20 protein-coding genes and 1 tRNA gene are annotated in these 16,673 nt (G+C 56.4%); 12 read left to right on the top strand and 9 right to left on the bottom strand.

Features of this window, described 5'->3' with window-relative positions:
* Positions 1 to 4: 4 nt before the first annotated feature.
* The 3 genes from frdC (at position 5) to blc (ending at position 1,420) form a co-directional block, all read left to right on the top strand.
* Positions 5 to 400: a fumarate reductase subunit FrdC gene (frdC, locus tag RTN40_RS20295; protein WP_312229942.1), complete on the top strand. Its 396-nt coding sequence runs from the start codon at positions 5 to 7 to the stop codon at positions 398 to 400.
* 9 nt (positions 401 to 409) lie between these two features.
* Positions 410 to 769 carry a fumarate reductase subunit FrdD gene (gene frdD, locus RTN40_RS20290; protein WP_312229941.1) on the top strand — a complete coding sequence of 120 codons (360 nt, stop codon included), beginning with the start codon at positions 410 to 412 and terminating at the stop codon, positions 767 to 769.
* Between the two features lie 120 nt (positions 770 to 889).
* The gene (gene blc, locus RTN40_RS20285; RefSeq protein WP_312229940.1) at positions 890 to 1,420 is read left to right on the top strand and encodes an outer membrane lipoprotein Blc; all 531 of its coding nucleotides are present in this window, start codon (positions 890 to 892) and stop codon (positions 1,418 to 1,420) included.
* On the opposite strand, the gene sugE is transcribed toward blc, so the two are convergent.
* Entirely contained in the window at positions 1,417 to 1,734 is a 318-nt protein-coding gene (gene sugE, locus RTN40_RS20280; RefSeq protein ID WP_312229939.1) for a quaternary ammonium compound efflux SMR transporter SugE, read from the bottom strand. The two genes, blc and sugE, sit on opposite strands and share 4 nt — an antisense overlap.
* Before the next feature lie 264 nt (positions 1,735 to 1,998).
* Here sugE and RTN40_RS20275 point away from each other — a divergent pair, with 264 nt between their 5' ends.
* On the top strand, positions 1,999 to 2,601 hold the full coding sequence (locus RTN40_RS20275; RefSeq protein ID WP_312229938.1) for a LuxR C-terminal-related transcriptional regulator: 603 nt from the start codon (positions 1,999 to 2,001) through the stop codon (positions 2,599 to 2,601).
* A 30-nt stretch (positions 2,602 to 2,631) separates the two neighbouring features.
* Here the strand turns inward: RTN40_RS20275 and ecnB are convergent, their stop codons facing one another.
* Together ecnB and efp are read right to left on the bottom strand one after the other, a co-directional pair.
* Positions 2,632 to 2,778, bottom strand: coding sequence for a lipoprotein toxin entericidin B (ecnB, locus tag RTN40_RS20270; RefSeq protein WP_103818662.1), 147 nt, complete (start codon positions 2,776 to 2,778; stop codon positions 2,632 to 2,634).
* Positions 2,779 to 2,956: 178 nt separating this feature from the next.
* Positions 2,957 to 3,523: an elongation factor P gene (gene efp / locus RTN40_RS20265; RefSeq protein ID WP_042388697.1), complete on the bottom strand. Its 567-nt coding sequence runs from the start codon at positions 3,521 to 3,523 to the stop codon at positions 2,957 to 2,959.
* 40 nt (positions 3,524 to 3,563) lie between these two features.
* Here efp and epmB point away from each other — a divergent pair, with 40 nt between their 5' ends.
* On the top strand, positions 3,564 to 4,592 hold the full coding sequence (gene epmB, locus RTN40_RS20260; RefSeq protein WP_312229937.1) for an EF-P beta-lysylation protein EpmB: 1,029 nt from the start codon (positions 3,564 to 3,566) through the stop codon (positions 4,590 to 4,592).
* 60 nt (positions 4,593 to 4,652) lie between these two features.
* Here epmB and RTN40_RS20255 read toward each other — a convergent pair whose 3' ends face one another.
* The 3 genes from RTN40_RS20255 to RTN40_RS20245 all read right to left on the bottom strand — a co-directional run bounded on the left by RTN40_RS20255 (position 4,653) and on the right by RTN40_RS20245 (position 7,128).
* Positions 4,653 to 5,006, bottom strand: coding sequence for a DUF4156 domain-containing protein (locus tag RTN40_RS20255; protein WP_312214495.1), 354 nt, complete (start codon positions 5,004 to 5,006; stop codon positions 4,653 to 4,655).
* Positions 5,007 to 5,144: 138 nt separating this feature from the next.
* Entirely contained in the window at positions 5,145 to 6,791 is a 1,647-nt protein-coding gene (gene groL / locus RTN40_RS20250) for a chaperonin GroEL (protein WP_312214494.1), read from the bottom strand.
* Between the two features lie 43 nt (positions 6,792 to 6,834).
* The gene (locus tag RTN40_RS20245) at positions 6,835 to 7,128 is read right to left on the bottom strand and encodes a co-chaperone GroES (protein ID WP_042388708.1); all 294 of its coding nucleotides are present in this window, start codon (positions 7,126 to 7,128) and stop codon (positions 6,835 to 6,837) included.
* 180 nt (positions 7,129 to 7,308) lie between these two features.
* Here RTN40_RS20245 and yjeH point away from each other — a divergent pair, with 180 nt between their 5' ends.
* Positions 7,309 to 8,550, top strand: coding sequence for an L-methionine/branched-chain amino acid transporter (gene yjeH, locus RTN40_RS20240; RefSeq protein WP_312229936.1), 1,242 nt, complete (start codon positions 7,309 to 7,311; stop codon positions 8,548 to 8,550).
* Positions 8,551 to 8,587: 37 nt separating this feature from the next.
* Here the strand turns inward: yjeH and RTN40_RS20235 are convergent, their stop codons facing one another.
* Complete coding sequence (locus RTN40_RS20235) at positions 8,588 to 9,058, bottom strand: FxsA family protein (RefSeq protein ID WP_312229935.1); 471 nt, start codon at positions 9,056 to 9,058, stop codon at positions 8,588 to 8,590.
* 303 nt (positions 9,059 to 9,361) lie between these two features.
* Here RTN40_RS20235 and aspA point away from each other — a divergent pair, with 303 nt between their 5' ends.
* The 5 genes from aspA to RTN40_RS20210 all read left to right on the top strand — a co-directional run bounded on the left by aspA (position 9,362) and on the right by RTN40_RS20210 (position 14,918).
* Positions 9,362 to 10,798 carry an aspartate ammonia-lyase gene (gene aspA, locus RTN40_RS20230; RefSeq protein ID WP_312229934.1) on the top strand — a complete coding sequence of 479 codons (1,437 nt, stop codon included), beginning with the start codon at positions 9,362 to 9,364 and terminating at the stop codon, positions 10,796 to 10,798.
* A gap of 118 nt (positions 10,799 to 10,916) precedes the next feature.
* Positions 10,917 to 12,218, top strand: coding sequence for an anaerobic C4-dicarboxylate transporter (locus RTN40_RS20225; RefSeq protein ID WP_312229933.1), 1,302 nt, complete (start codon positions 10,917 to 10,919; stop codon positions 12,216 to 12,218).
* Between the two features lie 95 nt (positions 12,219 to 12,313).
* Positions 12,314 to 12,637, top strand: a complete 324-nt coding sequence (gene cutA / locus RTN40_RS20220; protein WP_312229932.1) for a divalent cation tolerance protein CutA — start codon at positions 12,314 to 12,316, stop codon at positions 12,635 to 12,637.
* Positions 12,613 to 14,295 (top strand): protein-disulfide reductase DsbD, encoded by a 1,683-nt coding sequence (locus RTN40_RS20215; RefSeq protein WP_312229931.1) that lies wholly within the window; start codon positions 12,613 to 12,615, stop codon positions 14,293 to 14,295. Before cutA ends, RTN40_RS20215 begins: the two co-directional genes overlap by 25 nt.
* A 47-nt stretch (positions 14,296 to 14,342) precedes the next feature.
* On the top strand, positions 14,343 to 14,918 hold the full coding sequence (locus tag RTN40_RS20210) for a transcriptional regulator (RefSeq protein ID WP_312214503.1): 576 nt from the start codon (positions 14,343 to 14,345) through the stop codon (positions 14,916 to 14,918).
* A gap of 2 nt (positions 14,919 to 14,920) precedes the next feature.
* On the opposite strand, the gene RTN40_RS20205 is transcribed toward RTN40_RS20210, so the two are convergent.
* Positions 14,921 to 15,517: a LysE family translocator gene (locus tag RTN40_RS20205; protein WP_312229950.1), complete on the bottom strand. Its 597-nt coding sequence runs from the start codon at positions 15,515 to 15,517 to the stop codon at positions 14,921 to 14,923.
* 44 nt (positions 15,518 to 15,561) lie between these two features.
* Positions 15,562 to 16,404: an AraC family transcriptional regulator gene (locus RTN40_RS20200; protein WP_312229930.1), complete on the bottom strand. Its 843-nt coding sequence runs from the start codon at positions 16,402 to 16,404 to the stop codon at positions 15,562 to 15,564.
* Positions 16,405 to 16,591: 187 nt separating this feature from the next.
* Between RTN40_RS20200 and RTN40_RS20195 the strand changes: the two genes are divergently transcribed.
* Positions 16,592 to 16,667: transfer RNA gene (locus tag RTN40_RS20195), tRNA-Phe, on the top strand.
* Positions 16,668 to 16,673: the final 6 nt, after the last annotated feature.

Raw genomic sequence — 16,673 nt, 5'->3', positions numbered from 1 at the left:
CACGATGACAACGAAACGTAAACCCTGGGTGCAGCCGATGCCGTCAGGCTGGTGGAAAAACCTGCCCTTTTACCGCTTCTATATGCTGCGTGAAGGCACCTCCGTGCCAACGGTCTGGTTCAGCATTGTGCTGTTTTACGGTCTGTTTGCGCTGAAGCATGGCCCGGAGTCATGGGCGGGATTTGTCGGCTTTCTACAAAACCCGGTGGTGATTATCCTGAACTTGCTGACATTAGCCGCCGCGCTGCTGCATACCAAAACCTGGTTTGAGCTGGCCCCGAAAGCCGCCACTATTATCGTGAAGGGTGAAAAGCTGGGGTCGCAGCCGGTTATCAGGGCGCTGTGGGCCGTCACGGTGCTGGTCAGCGTAGTGATTCTATTTATTGCACTCTTCTGGTAAGGAGGCCACATGATTAATCCAAACCCTAAACGCGCTGACGAACCGGTATTCTGGGGGCTGTTTGGCGCAGGCGGCATGTGGGGGGCGATCGTCGCCCCGGTAATCGTGCTGCTGGTTGGCATTTTGCTGCCACTCGGGCTTTATCCAGGGGAGGCGCTGGGCTACGAACGTGTGCTGGCCTTTGCTCAGAGCCTCATTGGTCGAGCGTTTATCTTTCTAATGATTGTTTTGCCACTGTGGTGTGGCCTGCACCGTATCCACCACGGTATGCACGATCTTAAGATCCATGTTTCCCATGGCAAATGGGTGTTCTATGGCCTGGCCGCCATTCTGAGCATCGTCACGCTGATTGGCGTTATTACGCTTTAACGCCGCCGATGCCCGGCGCTACGCTGTCGGGCATCGCATTACGGAAATATCTCCCGACGAAAAACACATTTTTCTGAGCCAGGTTCTACACTTAGCAAAAAAGCCTGTAAGGAAAATACTATGCGTCTGCTACCCATTGTTGCCGCCGTTGCCGCTGCGTTTGTGGTGGTCTCCTGTAGCTCTCCAACGCCTCCCTCTGGCGTAACGGTTGTCGAGCATTTCGATGCCAAACGCTATATCGGTACCTGGTATGAGATCGCCCGCCTGGATCATCGTTTTGAGCGCGGGCTGACTAACGTCACCGCCACCTATACGCTGCGCGACGATGGTGGGCTGAACGTGATCAATAAAGGCTACAACCCTTCACGCGGAATGTGGCAGTCCACTGACGGCAAAGCTTACTTTACCGGCAGTCCGGATCGCGCCGCGCTGAAGGTCTCTTTCTTTGGTCCCTTCTACGGTGGCTATAACGTGATTGCGTTGGATAAAGACTATCAGCATGCGCTGGTCTGCGGCCCGAACCGTGACTACCTGTGGATCCTGTCGCGCACCCGTACTATCCCTGACAAGGTAAAACAGCAGCTGCTGGATACCGCTACCCGCCAGGGATTTGCCGTAGAGAAGCTGATTTGGGTGCCGCAGAACCGCTAGTGGGTGCTGAGCTTCAGACCAATAATCCCGGCAACGATCAGTGCCAGACTAACGATCCGCGCCGGGCTGGCTGACTCGCCCAATAACAGAATACCTGCCGTAGCCGCTCCCACCGCACCAATGCCCGTCCAGATAGCGTAGGCCGTACCTACCGGCAGGGTTTTCATTGCCCATGACAGCATGACAATGCTGACAATCATCGCGCTAACGGTGATCAGGCTTGGGATGAGACGGGTAAAACCGTGGGTATACTTCAGGCCAATAGCCCAGACAACTTCAAGCAGACCAGCAATAAACAGAATAAACCAGGACATAGCAGGCTCCCGACTGTGGGGCCGTCCCCGGTGAAAGATGGCGCTTGTGGGTCGTCCCGCAAGGCGAAGGTGAATGAAGAATTGTCGCCTGGGGTGCGCAGGTTTTCAACTATTAAATAAAACGACAGTTTTGCTACTTTAAAGCAAGAAATAGATGCAGTTAGCAGCGTAGTTCCCGCATTTACCCAGCAGCACTCCCCCCTATGATAGTGTGCTTTCTGCTAGCAGCAAGCCGTCACCCCTATCCTGACTGCGAATAAAGACATGCTGAAAATTCTTTTGATTGACCGTTGTTATTTCACCCGTTCTGGGCTGGAGATATGGCTCAATCAAGCTGGTTTATTTTCCACCCCGACAGTAACTACCGGGCTTAATAATCTGATGCTGGCCAAAGAGCACGCCATGCAGTGGCAGCCGGATCTGGTTATTGCCGATCTCTACGGTTTTGCCGGCGATCTGCACCATGTTCAACAGCTCTCATCATTGCTAACTGCCTGCAGCGAGCATAGCAAACTTATTTTATTACAGTCCGGCCATAATGCTGAGATGGAGAGTTACTGTCAGCAGTTTCCTGTCGCTGCCCGGCTGGCAAAATCCAGTTCGTTAGACGAGCTTGCACGCACGATTGATACCGCACTGCTTGCCCGCCCCGTCTATGCCAGCCCGCAGAGTGCTGCGCCGCTGCTAACGCGTCAGGAAGAGAAGGTGCTATCGCTGTGGATGGAGGGAACGAACAATCACTCTATTGCTCACCGTCTCGGGATTAACGGTAAAACAGTGTATACCTACAAGCGCAATATTCGCATGAAGCTGGGGATGTGTAATCGCTTTACGCCATTCCTGTCGTTGCCGGAAGGGGTAAGTTAACGGTACGGCGAGCGGCCGTACCGTCGCTGATTACTGCTGCGCTTTGGTTGCTGCACCAGAGATAGCGCTACCGCCGCTAGAGATATCTTCACCAACGCCACGGGTCGTGTTACAGGCGGTCAGTGCTGAAGAAAGTACCAGTACAGAAAAGATCGCTGCAATTGTTTTCTTAACCATAATATCTTCCTTTATAGCCAAAGTTATTTGTGTATAGCCACTTAAGCATAGACAAAATCTCGGGAAATGATGGGAGACGATGATTTTTTAAGAAAATTCGAGCGAGGGGAACAGCTGCAGAGACGGTAGAAAAGCTATCGGCGCAGCAGGAGCCACGCCGACAGGCTTAACGCATAAATTACTTCACGCGGGAAACGTATTCGCCAGAGCGGGTGTCAACTTTGATCACTTCGCCAATCTGCACGAACAGCGGAACCTTAACTACCGCACCGGTAGAGAGGGTAGCCGGTTTGCCACCGGTACCTGCGGTGTCACCCTTCAGGCCTGGATCGGTTTCAATGATTTCCAGCTCTACAAAGTTCGGCGGGGTCACAGCGATAGGCTGACCGTTCCACAGGGTCACGATGCACTCAGCCTGATCCAGCAGCCATTTAGCGTTCTCGCCAACCGCTTTCTCATCGGCAGCCAGCTGCTCGAAGGTCTGGTTATTCATGAAGTGGTAGAACTCACCGTCGTTGTAGAGGTAAGTCAGGTTCATATCTACAACGTCTGCGCCTTCAGCGGAGTCGGTAGATTTGAAGGTTTTCTCAACGCGGGTGCCGGTCAGCAGACGGCGCAGCTTAACGCGGGCGAAAGCCTGGCCTTTACCCGGTTTAACGAATTCACTGGCTTCAACCGCATACGGTTCGCCATCCATCATGATTTTAAGACCAGCACGAAAATCGTTGCTATAGTAAGTCGCCATAAGGCCCTCTGAAATTGATAACTGGTAGCTAAGCCACAAAATGGCGCATATTGTAACCCTAAATACCCCATCCAGAGAAGATTGGTTAGTACAACTTGCCGATGTAATTACCGATCCGGATGAACTACTGCGTCTGTTAAATATAGACGCCGATGAAAATCTGCTCGCAGGAAGGGCGGCGAAACGCCTGTTTGCCCTGCGCGTTCCCCGGGCGTTTGTCGCGCGAATGGAGCGGGGAAATCCCAACGATCCGCTGCTAAGACAGGTGCTTACCTCGCAGGAGGAGTTTGTTGCCGCCCCCGGATTCAGCACCGATCCGCTTGATGAGCAGCATAGCGTTGTCCCCGGACTGCTGCATAAATACCGTAACCGCGCCCTGCTGTTGGTGAAGGGTGGCTGCGCGGTAAACTGTCGCTACTGCTTCCGTCGCCACTTCCCCTATGCCGATAATCAGGGCAACAAGCGCAACTGGCAGGCCGCGTTAGATTATATCTCCGCGCATCCTGAGCTGGATGAGATCATCTTCTCCGGTGGCGATCCGCTGATGGCAAAAGATCATGAGCTGGAGTGGCTGCTGACCCAGCTAGAAGCGATCCCGCACGTGAAGCGCCTACGCATTCACAGTCGGCTGCCGATTGTGATCCCGGCGCGTATCACCGATACGCTGGCATCACGCTTTGCCCGCTCGTCACTGCAGATCCTGCTGGTTAACCACATCAATCACGCTCAGGAGATTGATGCCTCGTTTCGTCAGGCCATGGCGACGCTGCGCGCCACGGGCGTGACGCTGCTTAACCAGAGCGTGCTGCTGCGCGGCGTTAACGACAGTGCCCAGACGCTGGCGGATCTCAGCAACGCGCTGTTTGATGCGGGTGTCATGCCCTACTACCTGCACGTGCTGGATAAGGTGCAGGGAGCTGCGCACTTTATGGTGACGGATGATGAAGCCCGCCAGATTATGCGCGAGCTGTTGACGCTGGTATCGGGCTATATGGTACCGCGACTGGCGCGGGAGATCGGCGGCGAGCCAAGCAAGACGCCGCTGGATCTGCAGCTGCGCCAGAGTTAATTCGTTAGTCATGCCCGGTGGCGCTACGCTTACCGGGCCAACCAAACGCACCGCGCCTAATCAGTTCGGGCACTTATAGACCTGGCCGTTCATTTCGCTGGCGGTCGGAACAAAGCTCGACATAAAGCCCTGGGTAGGACTGGTAACGCTGTAAAGGACGTTGCCGCCCATCTCGGCGGCGTGGTTACGCAGCGATATGGCCGCGCCGCGCATGGAGCCACCCTCTTCACCATGCTGGCCAGAGAGCCAGTTGCTCTGCTTGCCCGTGGCGGTGCCAATATAGTGGCACTCCGCGCCCGGCTTATCTTCCACAAAGCGAACGCTCTGCCCGCCTGCGGTTAAGGTATTGCTGGAACTACAGCCTGCCAGCAGCAGTGCTGCACCTACGATCCCTGCAGAAACTTTTATGCGCATTTTCTTCCTCGTTCTTATCAGCTGGACACAACCTGTCCGTGTCTAAACCTTATACTAAAAAGATGACCAAAAGAAAAACCCCCGGACATTTCTGCCCGGGGGTTTCTCTTTATTTCTGCGAGGTGCAGAACAACATGATTACATCATGCCGCCCATTCCACCCATGCCGCCCATACCGCCAGCGCCGCCTAAGTCAGGTGCGTCAGCTTTCGGCAGGTCGGTCACCATGCACTCGGTGGTGATCATCAGACCGGCAACGGAGGCCGCGTACTGCAGAGCAGAACGGGTCACTTTAGTCGGATCCAGGATACCCATGTCGATCATGTTGCCGTACTCTTCGGTCGCAGCGTTGTAACCGTAGTTACCGTCGCCCGCTTTCACGGTGTTGGCAACAACAGACGGCTCTTCACCGCAGTTCAGCACGATCTGACGCAGCGGGGCTTCCATTGCGCGCAGCGCAACTTTGATACCGACGTTCTGGTCTTCGTTCTGGCCTTTCAGATCGGCGATTTTGCTGGCAACGCGGATCAGCGCTACGCCACCACCGGCAACCACGCCCTCTTCAACCGCAGCACGGGTAGCATGCAGGGCATCTTCAACGCGGGCTTTCTTCTCTTTCATTTCAACTTCGGTAGCAGCACCGACTTTGATTACCGCTACGCCGCCTGCCAGTTTCGCTACGCGCTCCTGCAGTTTTTCACGGTCATAATCGGAGGTCACTTCTTCGATCTGCTGACGGATCTGAGAAACACGGCCCTGAATGGCCGCTTCTTCACCCACGCCATCGATGATGGTGGTGGTGTCTTTGTTGATCACAACGCGTTTCGCCTGACCCAGGTCTTCCAGGGTTGCTTTTTCCAGCTCCATACCGATCTCTTCAGAGATTACGGTACCGCCGGTCAGGATAGCGATATCCTGCAGCATGGCTTTACGACGATCGCCGAAGCCCGGTGCTTTCACCGCAGCCACTTTCACGATACCGCGCATGGTGTTAACCACCAGGGTCGCCAGCGCTTCGCCTTCAACGTCTTCAGCGATAATCAGCAGCGGCTTGCCAGCTTTGGCAACGGCTTCCAGCACCGGCAGCATTTCGCGGATGTTGGAGATTTTTTTATCAGCCAGCAGGATGAACGGGCTTTCCAGTTCGATGGAGCCAGTTTCCGGCTTGTTGATGAAGTAAGGGGAGAGGTAGCCACGGTCAAACTGCATACCTTCTACAACGTCCAGCTCGTCCTGCAGGCCGGTGCCTTCTTCAACGGTGATAACGCCTTCTTTGCCCACTTTTTCCATCGCCTGAGCGATCAGGGTACCCACGGTTTCGTCGGAGTTAGCAGAGATGGTGCCTACCTGAGCAATAGCACGGGAGTCAGAGCACGGTACGGAGAGGGTTTTCAGCTCTTCAACGGCGGCGATAACGGCCTTATCGATACCGCGTTTCAGATCCATCGGGTTCATACCCGCCGCAACGGCTTTCAGGCCTTCGGTGATGATGGACTGAGCCAGTACGGTTGCAGTGGTGGTACCGTCGCCCGCAGCGTCGTTCGCTTTGGAAGCCACTTCTTTCACCATCTGCGCGCCCATGTTCTCGAACTTGTCTTCCAGCTCGATTTCACGCGCAACGGAAACACCATCTTTAGTAATGGTCGGTGCACCGAAAGATTTATCCAGAACGACGTTGCGGCCTTTCGGGCCCAGGGTCACTTTCACTGCATCTGCCAGCACGTTCACGCCACGCAGCATTTTCACACGGGCGTCGTTACCGAATTTTACGTCTTTAGCTGCCATTTTCTTTTTCCCTTAAATTCGTATGGTTCAGTTCGCGCGTGGATTACGCTTCAACAATTGCCAGAATGTCGGATTCGGACATGATCAGCACTTCCTGATCGTCGATTTTTTCTGCTTTCACGCCGTAGCCATCGTTGAAAATAACGATATCGCCGACTTTCACGTCCAGCGGCTGCACAGATCCGTTTTCGAGAATACGGCCTTTACCGACAGCGATGATTTCGCCACGAGTAGATTTACCAGCAGCACTACCGGTCAGTACGATGCCGCCAGCTGATTTAGACTCGACTTCTTTACGCTTGACGATGACACGGTCATGCAATGGACGAATACTCATTTTGATAGCTCTCCTTTGAGAAAGTCAGTATCGGTTATGGATGACGCCGGTTCCTTTTCTCTTCCCGGCTGGTGACGAGAGAGATGGGGATGGGTTTTTACCCCTTCAAGGGGCCAACGAAAAAAAATTTGTGAAAGTGTTACCATCATCGCTCTTTGGACAGGGGCAGGATAATAATAGATGAGTGGCTTAAAACAGGAGCTTGGATTGGCTCAGGGTGTGGGGCTGTTATCGACCTCACTGTTAGGCACCGGCGTGTTTGCCGTGCCTGCGCTGGCGGCGCTGGTAGCAGGCAATAATAGCCTGTGGGCGTGGCCAGTACTCATTGTACTGGTTTTCCCTATTGCCATTGTGTTCGCCCTGCTTGGACGGCACTTTCCCAGCGCGGGCGGCGTCGCCCACTTTGTCGGCATGGCCTTTGGCCCACGCCTTGAGCGCGTCACCGGCTGGCTCTTTCTGTCGGTGATCCCGGTGGGATTACCTGCCGCGCTGCACATCGCGGCGGGCTTCTGGCAGGCGCTGTTTGGCTGGCACGGTCCGCTGCTGCTGATGGCGGAACTGGGCACGCTGCTGCTGGTGTGGGCGGTGGGAACGCGGGGGGCCAGCTCCAGCGCCAACCTGCAAACCCTGGTCGCCGGCCTGATCGTGGCGCTGATTGCCGCCGTCTGGTGGTATGGCGATCTCACCGTAAATGAGATCCCCTTCCCTGCTCCGCTGGACGTTGACGCCTCCGGGCTGTTTGCCGCCCTGTCGGTGATGTTCTGGTGCTTCGTCGGCCTTGAAGCCTTTGCCCACTTAGCGTCGGAGTTTAAGCGTCCGGAGCGTGATTTCCCTCGCGCGCTGATGATCGGCCTGCTGCTGGCTGGCTTTGTCTACTGGGCCTGCACGGTGATTGTGCTGCGCTTTGACGCTTACGGCGCCGATCGTGCTGCGGCTGCCTCGCTGCCGGGCATTGTGGTGCAGCTGTTTGGTGAGAAGGCGCTGTGGGTCGCCTGCGTGATTGGCTATCTGGCCTGCTTCGCCAGCCTCAACATCTATATTCAGAGCTTTGCCCGCCTGGTCTGGTCCCAGGCGATGTACAATCCCCAGGGCCGCCTGGCACAGCTCTCGAAACGTCAGATCCCCTTTAACGCGCTGAATGCGGTGCTGATCTGCTGCGTTATCAGTACGCTAATTATCTACGTCCTGGAGATTAATCTCGACGCGCTAATTATCTACGCCAACGGCATTTTCATTATGATCTATCTGCTGTGTATGCTGGCGGGATGTCGTTTGCTGAAGGGGCGTTATCGTGCACTGGCAGCGGTCGGCGGCCTGCTTTGCTTGCTGCTGCTGGCGATGGTGGGCTGGAAGAGCCTCTACGCCATTATTATGCTGGCGGCGCTGTGGTGGTTTTTACCCAGGCGCGCCATCGTGCATTAAAAAAGGCCGGGTAGCGTGGCGCTTACCCGGCTTACGGTTATTTATCGTCTTTATGATCGATACGGTCGCGCTGGTCATCCTTGCGCTGGTACTCACCGTCAAAGGTTTGGCCGCCCTGGCTCCCGGCGCTAAATCCGCCGCCCGGCATCCGGGAAAAGCGCAGATGCGGGAGCAGGCGCAAAGTCAGCAGCTTCTGTATCGGCGGCAGGAGCAGCAGCAGGCCGAGCAGATCGGTAAAGAAGCCCGGCAGCAGGAGCAGCAGTCCAGCAATCATCAGCGACACGCTCTTAATCATCTCCGCCGCGGGACTCTCTCCGGCGGCCATCTTCTGCTGCATCAGCAAAATGTTTTTAAAGCCCTGGTTACGCACCAGCGACATGCCGATGACCGAGGTAAAGATCACCAGCACCAGCGTGAGCAGGACGCCAAAAACGTGGGCGACCTGAATAAAAATCGAAATTTCGATGTAAACGTATAAAAAGATTGCAATTAGCGGTATCCAGCGCACTGGCGTCTCCTGTAGGTTTGCGGCGTGCATCCTGTTGAGATGGTGCTTAATAGTAATAATTCAATAGGATTGCACGCCAGGTTTCCAGAAAATCTCTGGCCGGTGATGCATTTCACAAATCATTAAAACTAATGCAACGACTAAGATAATAAGTGATCCAGATTACGGCATTTCGCTATCATCAGCATATGATCCCGGGTACGTGGCCGATTAAGGAAATAATCGTCGGTCAGCAAACACACAAAACCCCAAACGTACTGTGTGTTTAGTACATTCATTCGCAGCTTGAAAAAGAAGGTTCACATGTTAAACAGCATTCGTATCGAAGAAGATTTGTTGGGCACAAGGGAAGTACCAGCGGACGCTTACTACGGCATCCACACTCTGAGAGCGATTGAGAATTTCTACATTAGCAACAGCAAAATCAGTGATATCCCTGAGTTTGTGCGTGGCATGGTGATGGTAAAAAAAGCTGCAGCGCTAGCGAATAAAGAGCTGCACACCATTCCTAAAAGCGTGGCGAATGCCATCGTTGCCGCCTGCGATGAAGTCCTGAATAACGGTAAATGTATGGATCAGTTCCCGGTTGACGTCTATCAGGGCGGCGCGGGCACCTCCGTGAACATGAACACCAATGAGGTGCTGGCGAACATCGGCCTTGAGTTGATGGGCCACCAGAAAGGTGACTACCAGTACCTCAACCCGAACGATCACGTTAACAAGTGCCAGTCCACCAACGACGCCTACCCGACCGGTTTCCGCATCGCGGTTTACGCCTCTATCGTTAAGCTGGTAGACGCCATTAACCAGCTCGGAGAAGGCTTCCAGAATAAAGCCGTTGAGTTTAAAGACATCCTGAAAATGGGCCGCACCCAGCTGCAGGATGCGGTGCCGATGACGCTGGGCCAGGAGTTCCATGCCTTTAACGTCTTGCTCAACGAAGAGACACGCAACCTGTTGCGCACCGCAGAGCTGCTGCTGGAGGTGAACCTTGGCGCGACGGCGATCGGCACGCGTCTGAACACCCCGGACGGCTATCAGCAGTTGGCGGTGCAGAAGCTGGCGGAAGTGAGCAACCTGCCGGTGGTGCCAGCGGAAGACCTGATCGAAGCGACCTCCGACTGCGGGGCGTACGTCATGGTTCACAGCTCGCTGAAGCGTCTGGCGGTTAAGCTCTCCAAAATTTGTAACGACCTGCGCCTGCTCTCTTCCGGCCCGCGTGCTGGCCTGAATGAGATTAACCTGCCGGAGCTGCAGGCTGGCTCCTCTATCATGCCTGCCAAAGTGAACCCGGTAGTGCCGGAGGTGGTTAACCAGGTCTGCTTCAAGGTTATCGGCAACGACATTACGGTAACTATGGCGTCCGAAGCCGGTCAGCTGCAGCTTAACGTGATGGAGCCGGTCATCGGCCAGGCAATGTTTGAGTCGATCCACATCCTGACCAATGCCTGCTACAACCTGCTGGAGAAGTGCATCAACGGCATCACCGCCAACAAAGCGGTGTGCGAGAGCTATGTCTATAACTCAATCGGCATCGTCACCTACCTCAACCCGTTTATTGGCCACCACAACGGCGATATTGTTGGTAAAATCTGTGCCGAAACGGGCAAGAGCGTGCGTGAGGTCGTGCTTGAGCGCGGCCTGCTAACCGAGGCTGAGCTGGATGATATCTTCTCAGCACAAAACCTGATGCATCCGGCTTATAAAGCAAAACGGTATACGGATGAGAACGAACAGTAACCGTTCAACCGGGTAAGACCTCAAAGGCACGTCAGCGATGACGTGCCTTTTTGTTTGTGGGCGCTACTAAAATTCAACAAATCAATATCAACTTGTAAACACATCAAGGAAGCCAATTATGTTTGCTGCGGAACTCGTGATTGTCCTGCTGGCGATTTACTTAGGTGCCAGACTCGGCGGGATCGGTATCGGCTTTGCCGGTGGGCTTGGCGTACTCGTCCTGACGCTCTTCTTCCAGATCAAACCCGGCGCGATCCCCTTTGACGTTATTGAGATCATTATGGCGGTCATCGCCGCCATTGCTGCGATGCAGGTGGCCGGGGGGATGGACTACCTCGTCAGCCTTGCGGAACGGCTGCTACGACGCCACCCTAAACACATTACCTTTCTCGCGCCGCTGGTGACCTGGTTTATGACCATTCTCGCCGGTACCGGCCACACCGCGTTCTCTACGCTGCCCGTGATCACCGAGGTGGCAAAAGAGCAGGGGATCCGCCCCTCCCGCCCCCTCTCTATCGCCGTGGTGGCTTCACAGATTGCCATTACCGCCTCGCCCATTTCGGCGGCAGTGGTCTTTTTCGCCGGGATCCTTGAGCCGTTAGGCGTCAGCTACCTGACGCTGCTGGCGATCTGTATTCCGGTGACCCTGATCGCCATCATGCTCACCGCCGTGGTGTGTAACTTCCTTGGCGCTGAATTGAAAGACGATCCGGTCTATCAGGAGCGGCTGGCCAAGGGCGAAGTGAAGCTGCGTGGTAATCAGGTTTTCCAGCTTAAGCCGCACGCCAAACGTTCGGTGTTGCTGTTCCTGGTCGGCATTGTGGCAGTGATGGTCTATGCCACCATCATCAGCCCGACGGTGGGCCTGATCGCCAACCCGGTACTGCCGCGCAACGAGGCGATAGTCGTCTTTATGCTCACCATTGCCACGCTGATCTGCCTGAGCTGCAAGGTAGATACCGGCGAGATCCTCAATGCCGGAACCTTTAAGTCGGGAATGAGCGCCTGTATCTGCGTGCTGGGCGTGGCATGGCTCGGGGACACCTTCGTCAAGAGCCATATTGAGGATATTCAGAGCGTAGCGGGCGACCTGCTGCACAGCTATCCGTGGCTGCTGGCGGTGGTGCTCTTTTTTGCCGCCACCCTGCTCTACTCCCAGGCGGCGACCACCAAAGCACTGATGCCCGCCGCGCTGCTGCTCGGCGTCAGCCCTCTGACTGCCATCGCCTCATTCGCCGCCGTGTCGGCGCTGTTTGTGTTACCCACCTATCCGACGCTGCTGGCGGCGGTAGAGATGGATGACACCGGCTCGACACGCATCGGCAAGTACGTTTTTAACCACGCCTTCCTGATCCCCGGCGTGATCGCCATTGCCCTTTGTGTAATTTTGGGCTTCGTAGTTGGCGGCATCCTGCTGTAAATGTCGTTAAAATCGGGCTGCCTGGCGGCCCGGTTGATTAATCCCCCGCCAGCGTCGTGCTATAGTGCCTTTTTTCGTCTGATACGAGATTGCCAATGAATACGTCTGATGCCGTCGTTGTGCTCTGTACCGCCCCGGATGAAGCCACCGCCCAGGACCTGGCGGCGAAAGTGCTGGCAGATAAACTCGCTGCCTGCGTCACGATCCTGCCCGGTGCCACCTCGCTCTACTACTGGGAAGGCAAGCTGGAGCAGGAGTATGAAGTTCAGATGCTGCTGAAAAGCACACCCGCACATCAGGAGGCACTGCTGGCCTGCCTGAAATCGCACCATCCGTATCAGACCCCCGAATTATTAGTGCTTCCCGTCGCACATGGAGACAACGACTACCTCTCATGGCTCAACGCATCCTTACGCTAATCCTGCTGTTATGCAGTACGTCCGCCTTTGCCGGGCTGTTTGACGCACCCGGCTCCGCGAAATTCGTTCCCGCTGACAGCGCGTTTACCTTTGACTTTCAGCAGAACCAGCACGACCTGATGCTCAACTGGCAGATCAAAGAGGGCTATTACCTTTATCGCCAGCAGATCAACGTGACGCCTGCACAGGCAGATATCGCCCCGCTCCAGCTCCCGAAAGGAGAGAGCCATAAAGATGAGTTCTTTGGTACCAGCGAAATCTACCGCCAGCGGCTCAGCCTGCCGGTGACGGTGCGCTCGGCCAACAAAGCAGCGACGCTGACCGTGACCTACCAGGGCTGCGCGGCGGCAGGCTTCTGCTATCCGCCTGAGACCAAAGTGATACCGGTTAGTGAGGTGCAGCCGCTGATGGAAAGCGTGCCGGAACCCCCTGCTCCAGCTGCTCCTACGCTGCCCTTCTCGGCGCTGTGGGCGCTGCTGATCGGCATCGGCATCGCCTTTACCCCCTGCGTGCTGCCGATGTACCCGCTGATCTCCGGCATCGTGCTGGGGAGCAAAACGCGTCTCTCCACCGGGCGGGCATTAATGCTAACTGTGCTCTACGTGCAGGGCATGGCTCTTACCTACACCGCGCTGGGCCTCGTTGTGGCCGCCGCCGGGCTACAGTTTCAGGCGGCGCTCCAGCATCCGTATGTCTTGATCGGGCTGTCGGTGATTTTCACCCTGCTGGCGCTGTCGATGTTTGGTCTGTTTACGCTCCAGCTGCCGTCGTCTATTCAGACGCGCCTGAGCCTGATGAGCAACCGCCAGCAGGGTGGCTCACCGGGCGGCGTCTTTGCGATGGGGGCGATTGCCGGGCTGATATGCTCCCCCTGCACCACCGCGCCGCTCAGCGCCATTCTGCTCTATATCGCCCAGAGCGGTAATCTGTGGCTCGGCGGCGGCACGCTCTACCTCTATGCGCTCGGCATGGGCATTCCACTGATGCTGGTGACCCTGTTCGGCAACCGTCTATTGCCGAAAAGCGGCCCATGGATGGAGCAGGTCAAAATCGCCTTTGGCTTTGCGATCCTCGCCCTGCCGGTGTTTTTGTTGGAGCGTATATTAGGTGAGACGTGGGGCCTGCGCCTCTGGTCGCTGCTCGGCGTGGCGTTTTTCAGCTGGGCCTTTATCACCTGTTTGGGCGGTACCCGGCGCGGGATGCGTGTGCTACAGATCGTCCTGCTTGGTGCGGCGCTGGTCAGCGCGAAGCCGCTGCAGGACTGGGCGTTTGGCGTCAGCGCCTCCGCCCCGCAGGCGCACCTTAACTTTACTCGTATCGCCAGCGTGGATGAGCTAAACCAGGCCCTGGCGCAGGCCAGGGGTAAACCGGTGATGCTTGATCTCTACGCCGACTGGTGCGTAGCCTGTAAAGAGTTTGAGAAGTACACCTTCAGCGATCCGCAGGTACAGGCGGCGCTGAAGGAGACGGTGCTGCTTCAGGCGGATGTCACCGCTAACAGCGCCGAGGATGCCGCCCTGCTTCGCCACCTTGGCGTGCCGGGCCTGCCGACAATTCTGTTCTTTGATGCCCACGGCAATGCGCAGCCAGCGCAACGGGTGGCAGGATTTATGGACGCGGAAGCCTTTAGTAGACATTTGCGCAATCGCCAGCCATAAACTACACCAGGAGTGGAAAAATGGTTCTAAAAACGCAGGAGAACACCGTGCAACGTGAAGACGTCTTAGGGAAAACATTGCAGTGGCTTGAGATCGAAGGCCTTGCTGCCACGACGCCCGAAATTATCGCCGAACGTCTTAATTATCCATTGGACGAGTTTTTGCGCTTTTGGCCCGATAAAGAGGCGCTGCATTACGATGCATTGCGCCACCTGAGCCAGCAGGTTGATGTCTGGCGCAGAAAGATGCTGCTAGAGGACAAACTCAGTAAAGAGCAGAAGCTGCTGGCTCGCTATGGGGCGCTAACCGAGTGCGTCGCCAACAACCGCTATCCCGGCTGCCTGTTCATTGCTGCCTGCACCATCTATCCGGACCCGGCTCACCCTATTCATCAGCTGGCGGATCAACAAAAGCGCGCAGCGTACGCCTACACCCACGAGCTGCTGACGTCGCTGGAAGTCGACGATCCGGCTATGGTTGCCAGGCAGATGGAGCTGGTGCTGGAGGGCTGCCTCAGCCGGATGCTGGTCAACCGCAGCCAGGCAGACGTTGATACCGCCTACCGGCTGGCAGAGGATATTCTGCGCTTTGCCCAGTGCCGCCAGGGTGGCGCGCTGACCTGATATCAGAGCAGCAGTCCTGCCCACGCGGAGATCAACAGGCACAGCGCCATTGCCCGTTGAAACCAGATTAGCGAGGCGGGGGTGCGAAAAATACGGTTTACCGCTCTGCCGCAGAACGCCCAGACGACCAGGCAGAGCTGGGAGATGATCAGGAACAGAAGCGCCATCACGGCGATCTCCCGCAGTGGATGCGCCCCATTGGGCGCAAACAGGCTCACCACCGCCAGCGCCATCATCCAGGTTTTTGGGTTAATCAACTGTAACATTGCCGCCGCCCGGACGCTAAAAGGGCGCAGCGCCTCTCCGCCCAGCTCAGTAGCCGGAGCACGAAGCAGCTGCCAGCTCATCCAGCTGAGCCACAGCACCCCCGCCCAGCTCATTCCCGTACGCACCAGAGGATACTGGCGCAGTATCTCTCCCGCGCCCGCCCCGGAGACCAGTACAATCAGGCTGGCAGCCGCACAGCCGCTCACCACCGCAGGCAGCGTCGCCTTTACGCCAAAGCGCTGGCTGCTGGACAGCACCAGGATATTGGTGGGGCCGGGGGTTATTGACGCTACGAAGGCAAACAGCATAAACGGCAGATAGACATAGAACATATTCACAGGCAGGACTCCTTATTATCGTTGTCCTGACTGTCGCGTTATTTCATCATCACGTCTGGAAGATTTGTGCACAAGCTACGGTAGCGCGCCGGAGAGAGGCGATACGCCCGTTGGAACCAGCGTCCGAGGTGGCTCTGGTCGGCAAAGCCCAGCGCCGCTGCAACGCTGGCAGGCGGCTCTCCTTTCGCCAGCATAGCGCGGGCGCTTGCCAGCCGGAGCTGGATTAGCCAGGCGTGGGGCGAAAGATGGAACTCGCGCTTGAAGCAGCGCGTGAGGGTGAAGCGATCCGTGCCGGTCTCCCGCGCCACATCGTCCAGGCCGATATTATCGCCCCGATGAGCGTAGAGATAATCCCGCGCCCGGTGGGCGATGGCCGCACTTTGGCGCTGCGCCGAGAGCCGCTTGCGCCATTGGCAGTGGTGCGTCAGCTGGCTAAGCAGGCCATCCATCATGCCCTGCTGCACGATACGCATCTCGTCATTGTGCAGCGTAAAGAAGGTCTGAGCGATGGTATTCACCAGCTGCGGCGCGCGGGCGATGGTTTGGTCAAAGTGCAGCGAGTAGCTTGAGGGCGTGGCGTCGTACAGTCCACGCAGGGTGTCGCTCAGCCAGCGTTCATCGAGATAAAACGTCAGGTAGGTAAAGCCGCCTTCTACCGGCGCGTCGCCGTCGTGGATCTCCCCTGGCTCAAGCAAAAAGGCGTCCCCCGGCGTGCTGCGATGGCGCTCGCGGCGGCAGTGAAACTGCTGAGTGCCGGTCAGAGTGATGCCCACCAGGTAGCTATCGTGCCAGTGCGGATCGAAGGCGTGGCCCTCAAAATGCGCGCGGATGGTTTCGATGCCGGTATCAGCATGCTGCCGCAGCTCCAGCCAGTCTGCCATATCAACCTCCTGAATGATTCCCGAGTGTAGCATCAATCATTCAGCATGAAAGGTCTGGAAGATTTGTGCAGCCTGATGTAAAAAACGGCTGAGATTGCGGCAAACTGCCGCAAAGTTAAGCAACCGAACGCGGTAAACGGAAATTAGGTTGACGATGCTGGGCAATCAAGGTTTAATACGCCCCGTTGCCCGGATAGCTCAGTCGGTAGAGCAGGGGATTGAAAATCCCCGTGTCGGTGGTTCGATTCCGCCTCCGGGCACCACTATTC

It is taken from the genome of Pseudescherichia sp. (assembly GCF_031987975.1).
Lineage (GTDB): Bacteria > Pseudomonadota > Gammaproteobacteria > Enterobacterales > Enterobacteriaceae > Pseudescherichia.
Note: the sequence above shows the minus strand (reverse complement) of the source record. Positions and strands in the feature narration are given on the sequence as shown.

What these genes read in the sequence shown, in the direction of transcription:
- aspA (WP_312229934.1), top strand. Translation starts at nt 9,362, where the DNA reads ATGTTAAACAGCATTCGTATCGAAGAAGATTTGTTGGGCACAAGGGAA.
- efp (WP_042388697.1), bottom strand. Translation starts at nt 3,523, where the DNA reads ATGGCGACTTACTATAGCAACGATTTTCGTGCTGGTCTTAAAATCATG.
- RTN40_RS20215 (WP_312229931.1), top strand. Translation starts at nt 12,613, where the DNA reads ATGGCTCAACGCATCCTTACGCTAATCCTGCTGTTATGCAGTACGTCC.
- blc (WP_312229940.1), top strand. Translation starts at nt 890, where the DNA reads ATGCGTCTGCTACCCATTGTTGCCGCCGTTGCCGCTGCGTTTGTGGTG.
- frdD (WP_312229941.1), top strand. Translation starts at nt 410, where the DNA reads ATGATTAATCCAAACCCTAAACGCGCTGACGAACCGGTATTCTGGGGG.
- epmB (WP_312229937.1), top strand. Translation starts at nt 3,564, where the DNA reads ATGGCGCATATTGTAACCCTAAATACCCCATCCAGAGAAGATTGGTTA.
- RTN40_RS20200 (WP_312229930.1), bottom strand. Translation starts at nt 16,404, where the DNA reads ATGGCAGACTGGCTGGAGCTGCGGCAGCATGCTGATACCGGCATCGAA.
- RTN40_RS20245 (WP_042388708.1), bottom strand. Translation starts at nt 7,128, where the DNA reads ATGAGTATTCGTCCATTGCATGACCGTGTCATCGTCAAGCGTAAAGAA.
- RTN40_RS20205 (WP_312229950.1), bottom strand. Translation starts at nt 15,517, where the DNA reads ATGTTCTATGTCTATCTGCCGTTTATGCTGTTTGCCTTCGTAGCGTCA.
- yjeH (WP_312229936.1), top strand. Translation starts at nt 7,309, where the DNA reads ATGAGTGGCTTAAAACAGGAGCTTGGATTGGCTCAGGGTGTGGGGCTG.
- ecnB (WP_103818662.1), bottom strand. Translation starts at nt 2,778, where the DNA reads ATGGTTAAGAAAACAATTGCAGCGATCTTTTCTGTACTGGTACTTTCT.
- frdC (WP_312229942.1), top strand. Translation starts at nt 5, where the DNA reads ATGACAACGAAACGTAAACCCTGGGTGCAGCCGATGCCGTCAGGCTGG.
- RTN40_RS20275 (WP_312229938.1), top strand. Translation starts at nt 1,999, where the DNA reads ATGCTGAAAATTCTTTTGATTGACCGTTGTTATTTCACCCGTTCTGGG.
- RTN40_RS20255 (WP_312214495.1), bottom strand. Translation starts at nt 5,006, where the DNA reads ATGCGCATAAAAGTTTCTGCAGGGATCGTAGGTGCAGCACTGCTGCTG.
- RTN40_RS20225 (WP_312229933.1), top strand. Translation starts at nt 10,917, where the DNA reads ATGTTTGCTGCGGAACTCGTGATTGTCCTGCTGGCGATTTACTTAGGT.
- sugE (WP_312229939.1), bottom strand. Translation starts at nt 1,734, where the DNA reads ATGTCCTGGTTTATTCTGTTTATTGCTGGTCTGCTTGAAGTTGTCTGG.
- groL (WP_312214494.1), bottom strand. Translation starts at nt 6,791, where the DNA reads ATGGCAGCTAAAGACGTAAAATTCGGTAACGACGCCCGTGTGAAAATG.
- cutA (WP_312229932.1), top strand. Translation starts at nt 12,314, where the DNA reads ATGAATACGTCTGATGCCGTCGTTGTGCTCTGTACCGCCCCGGATGAA.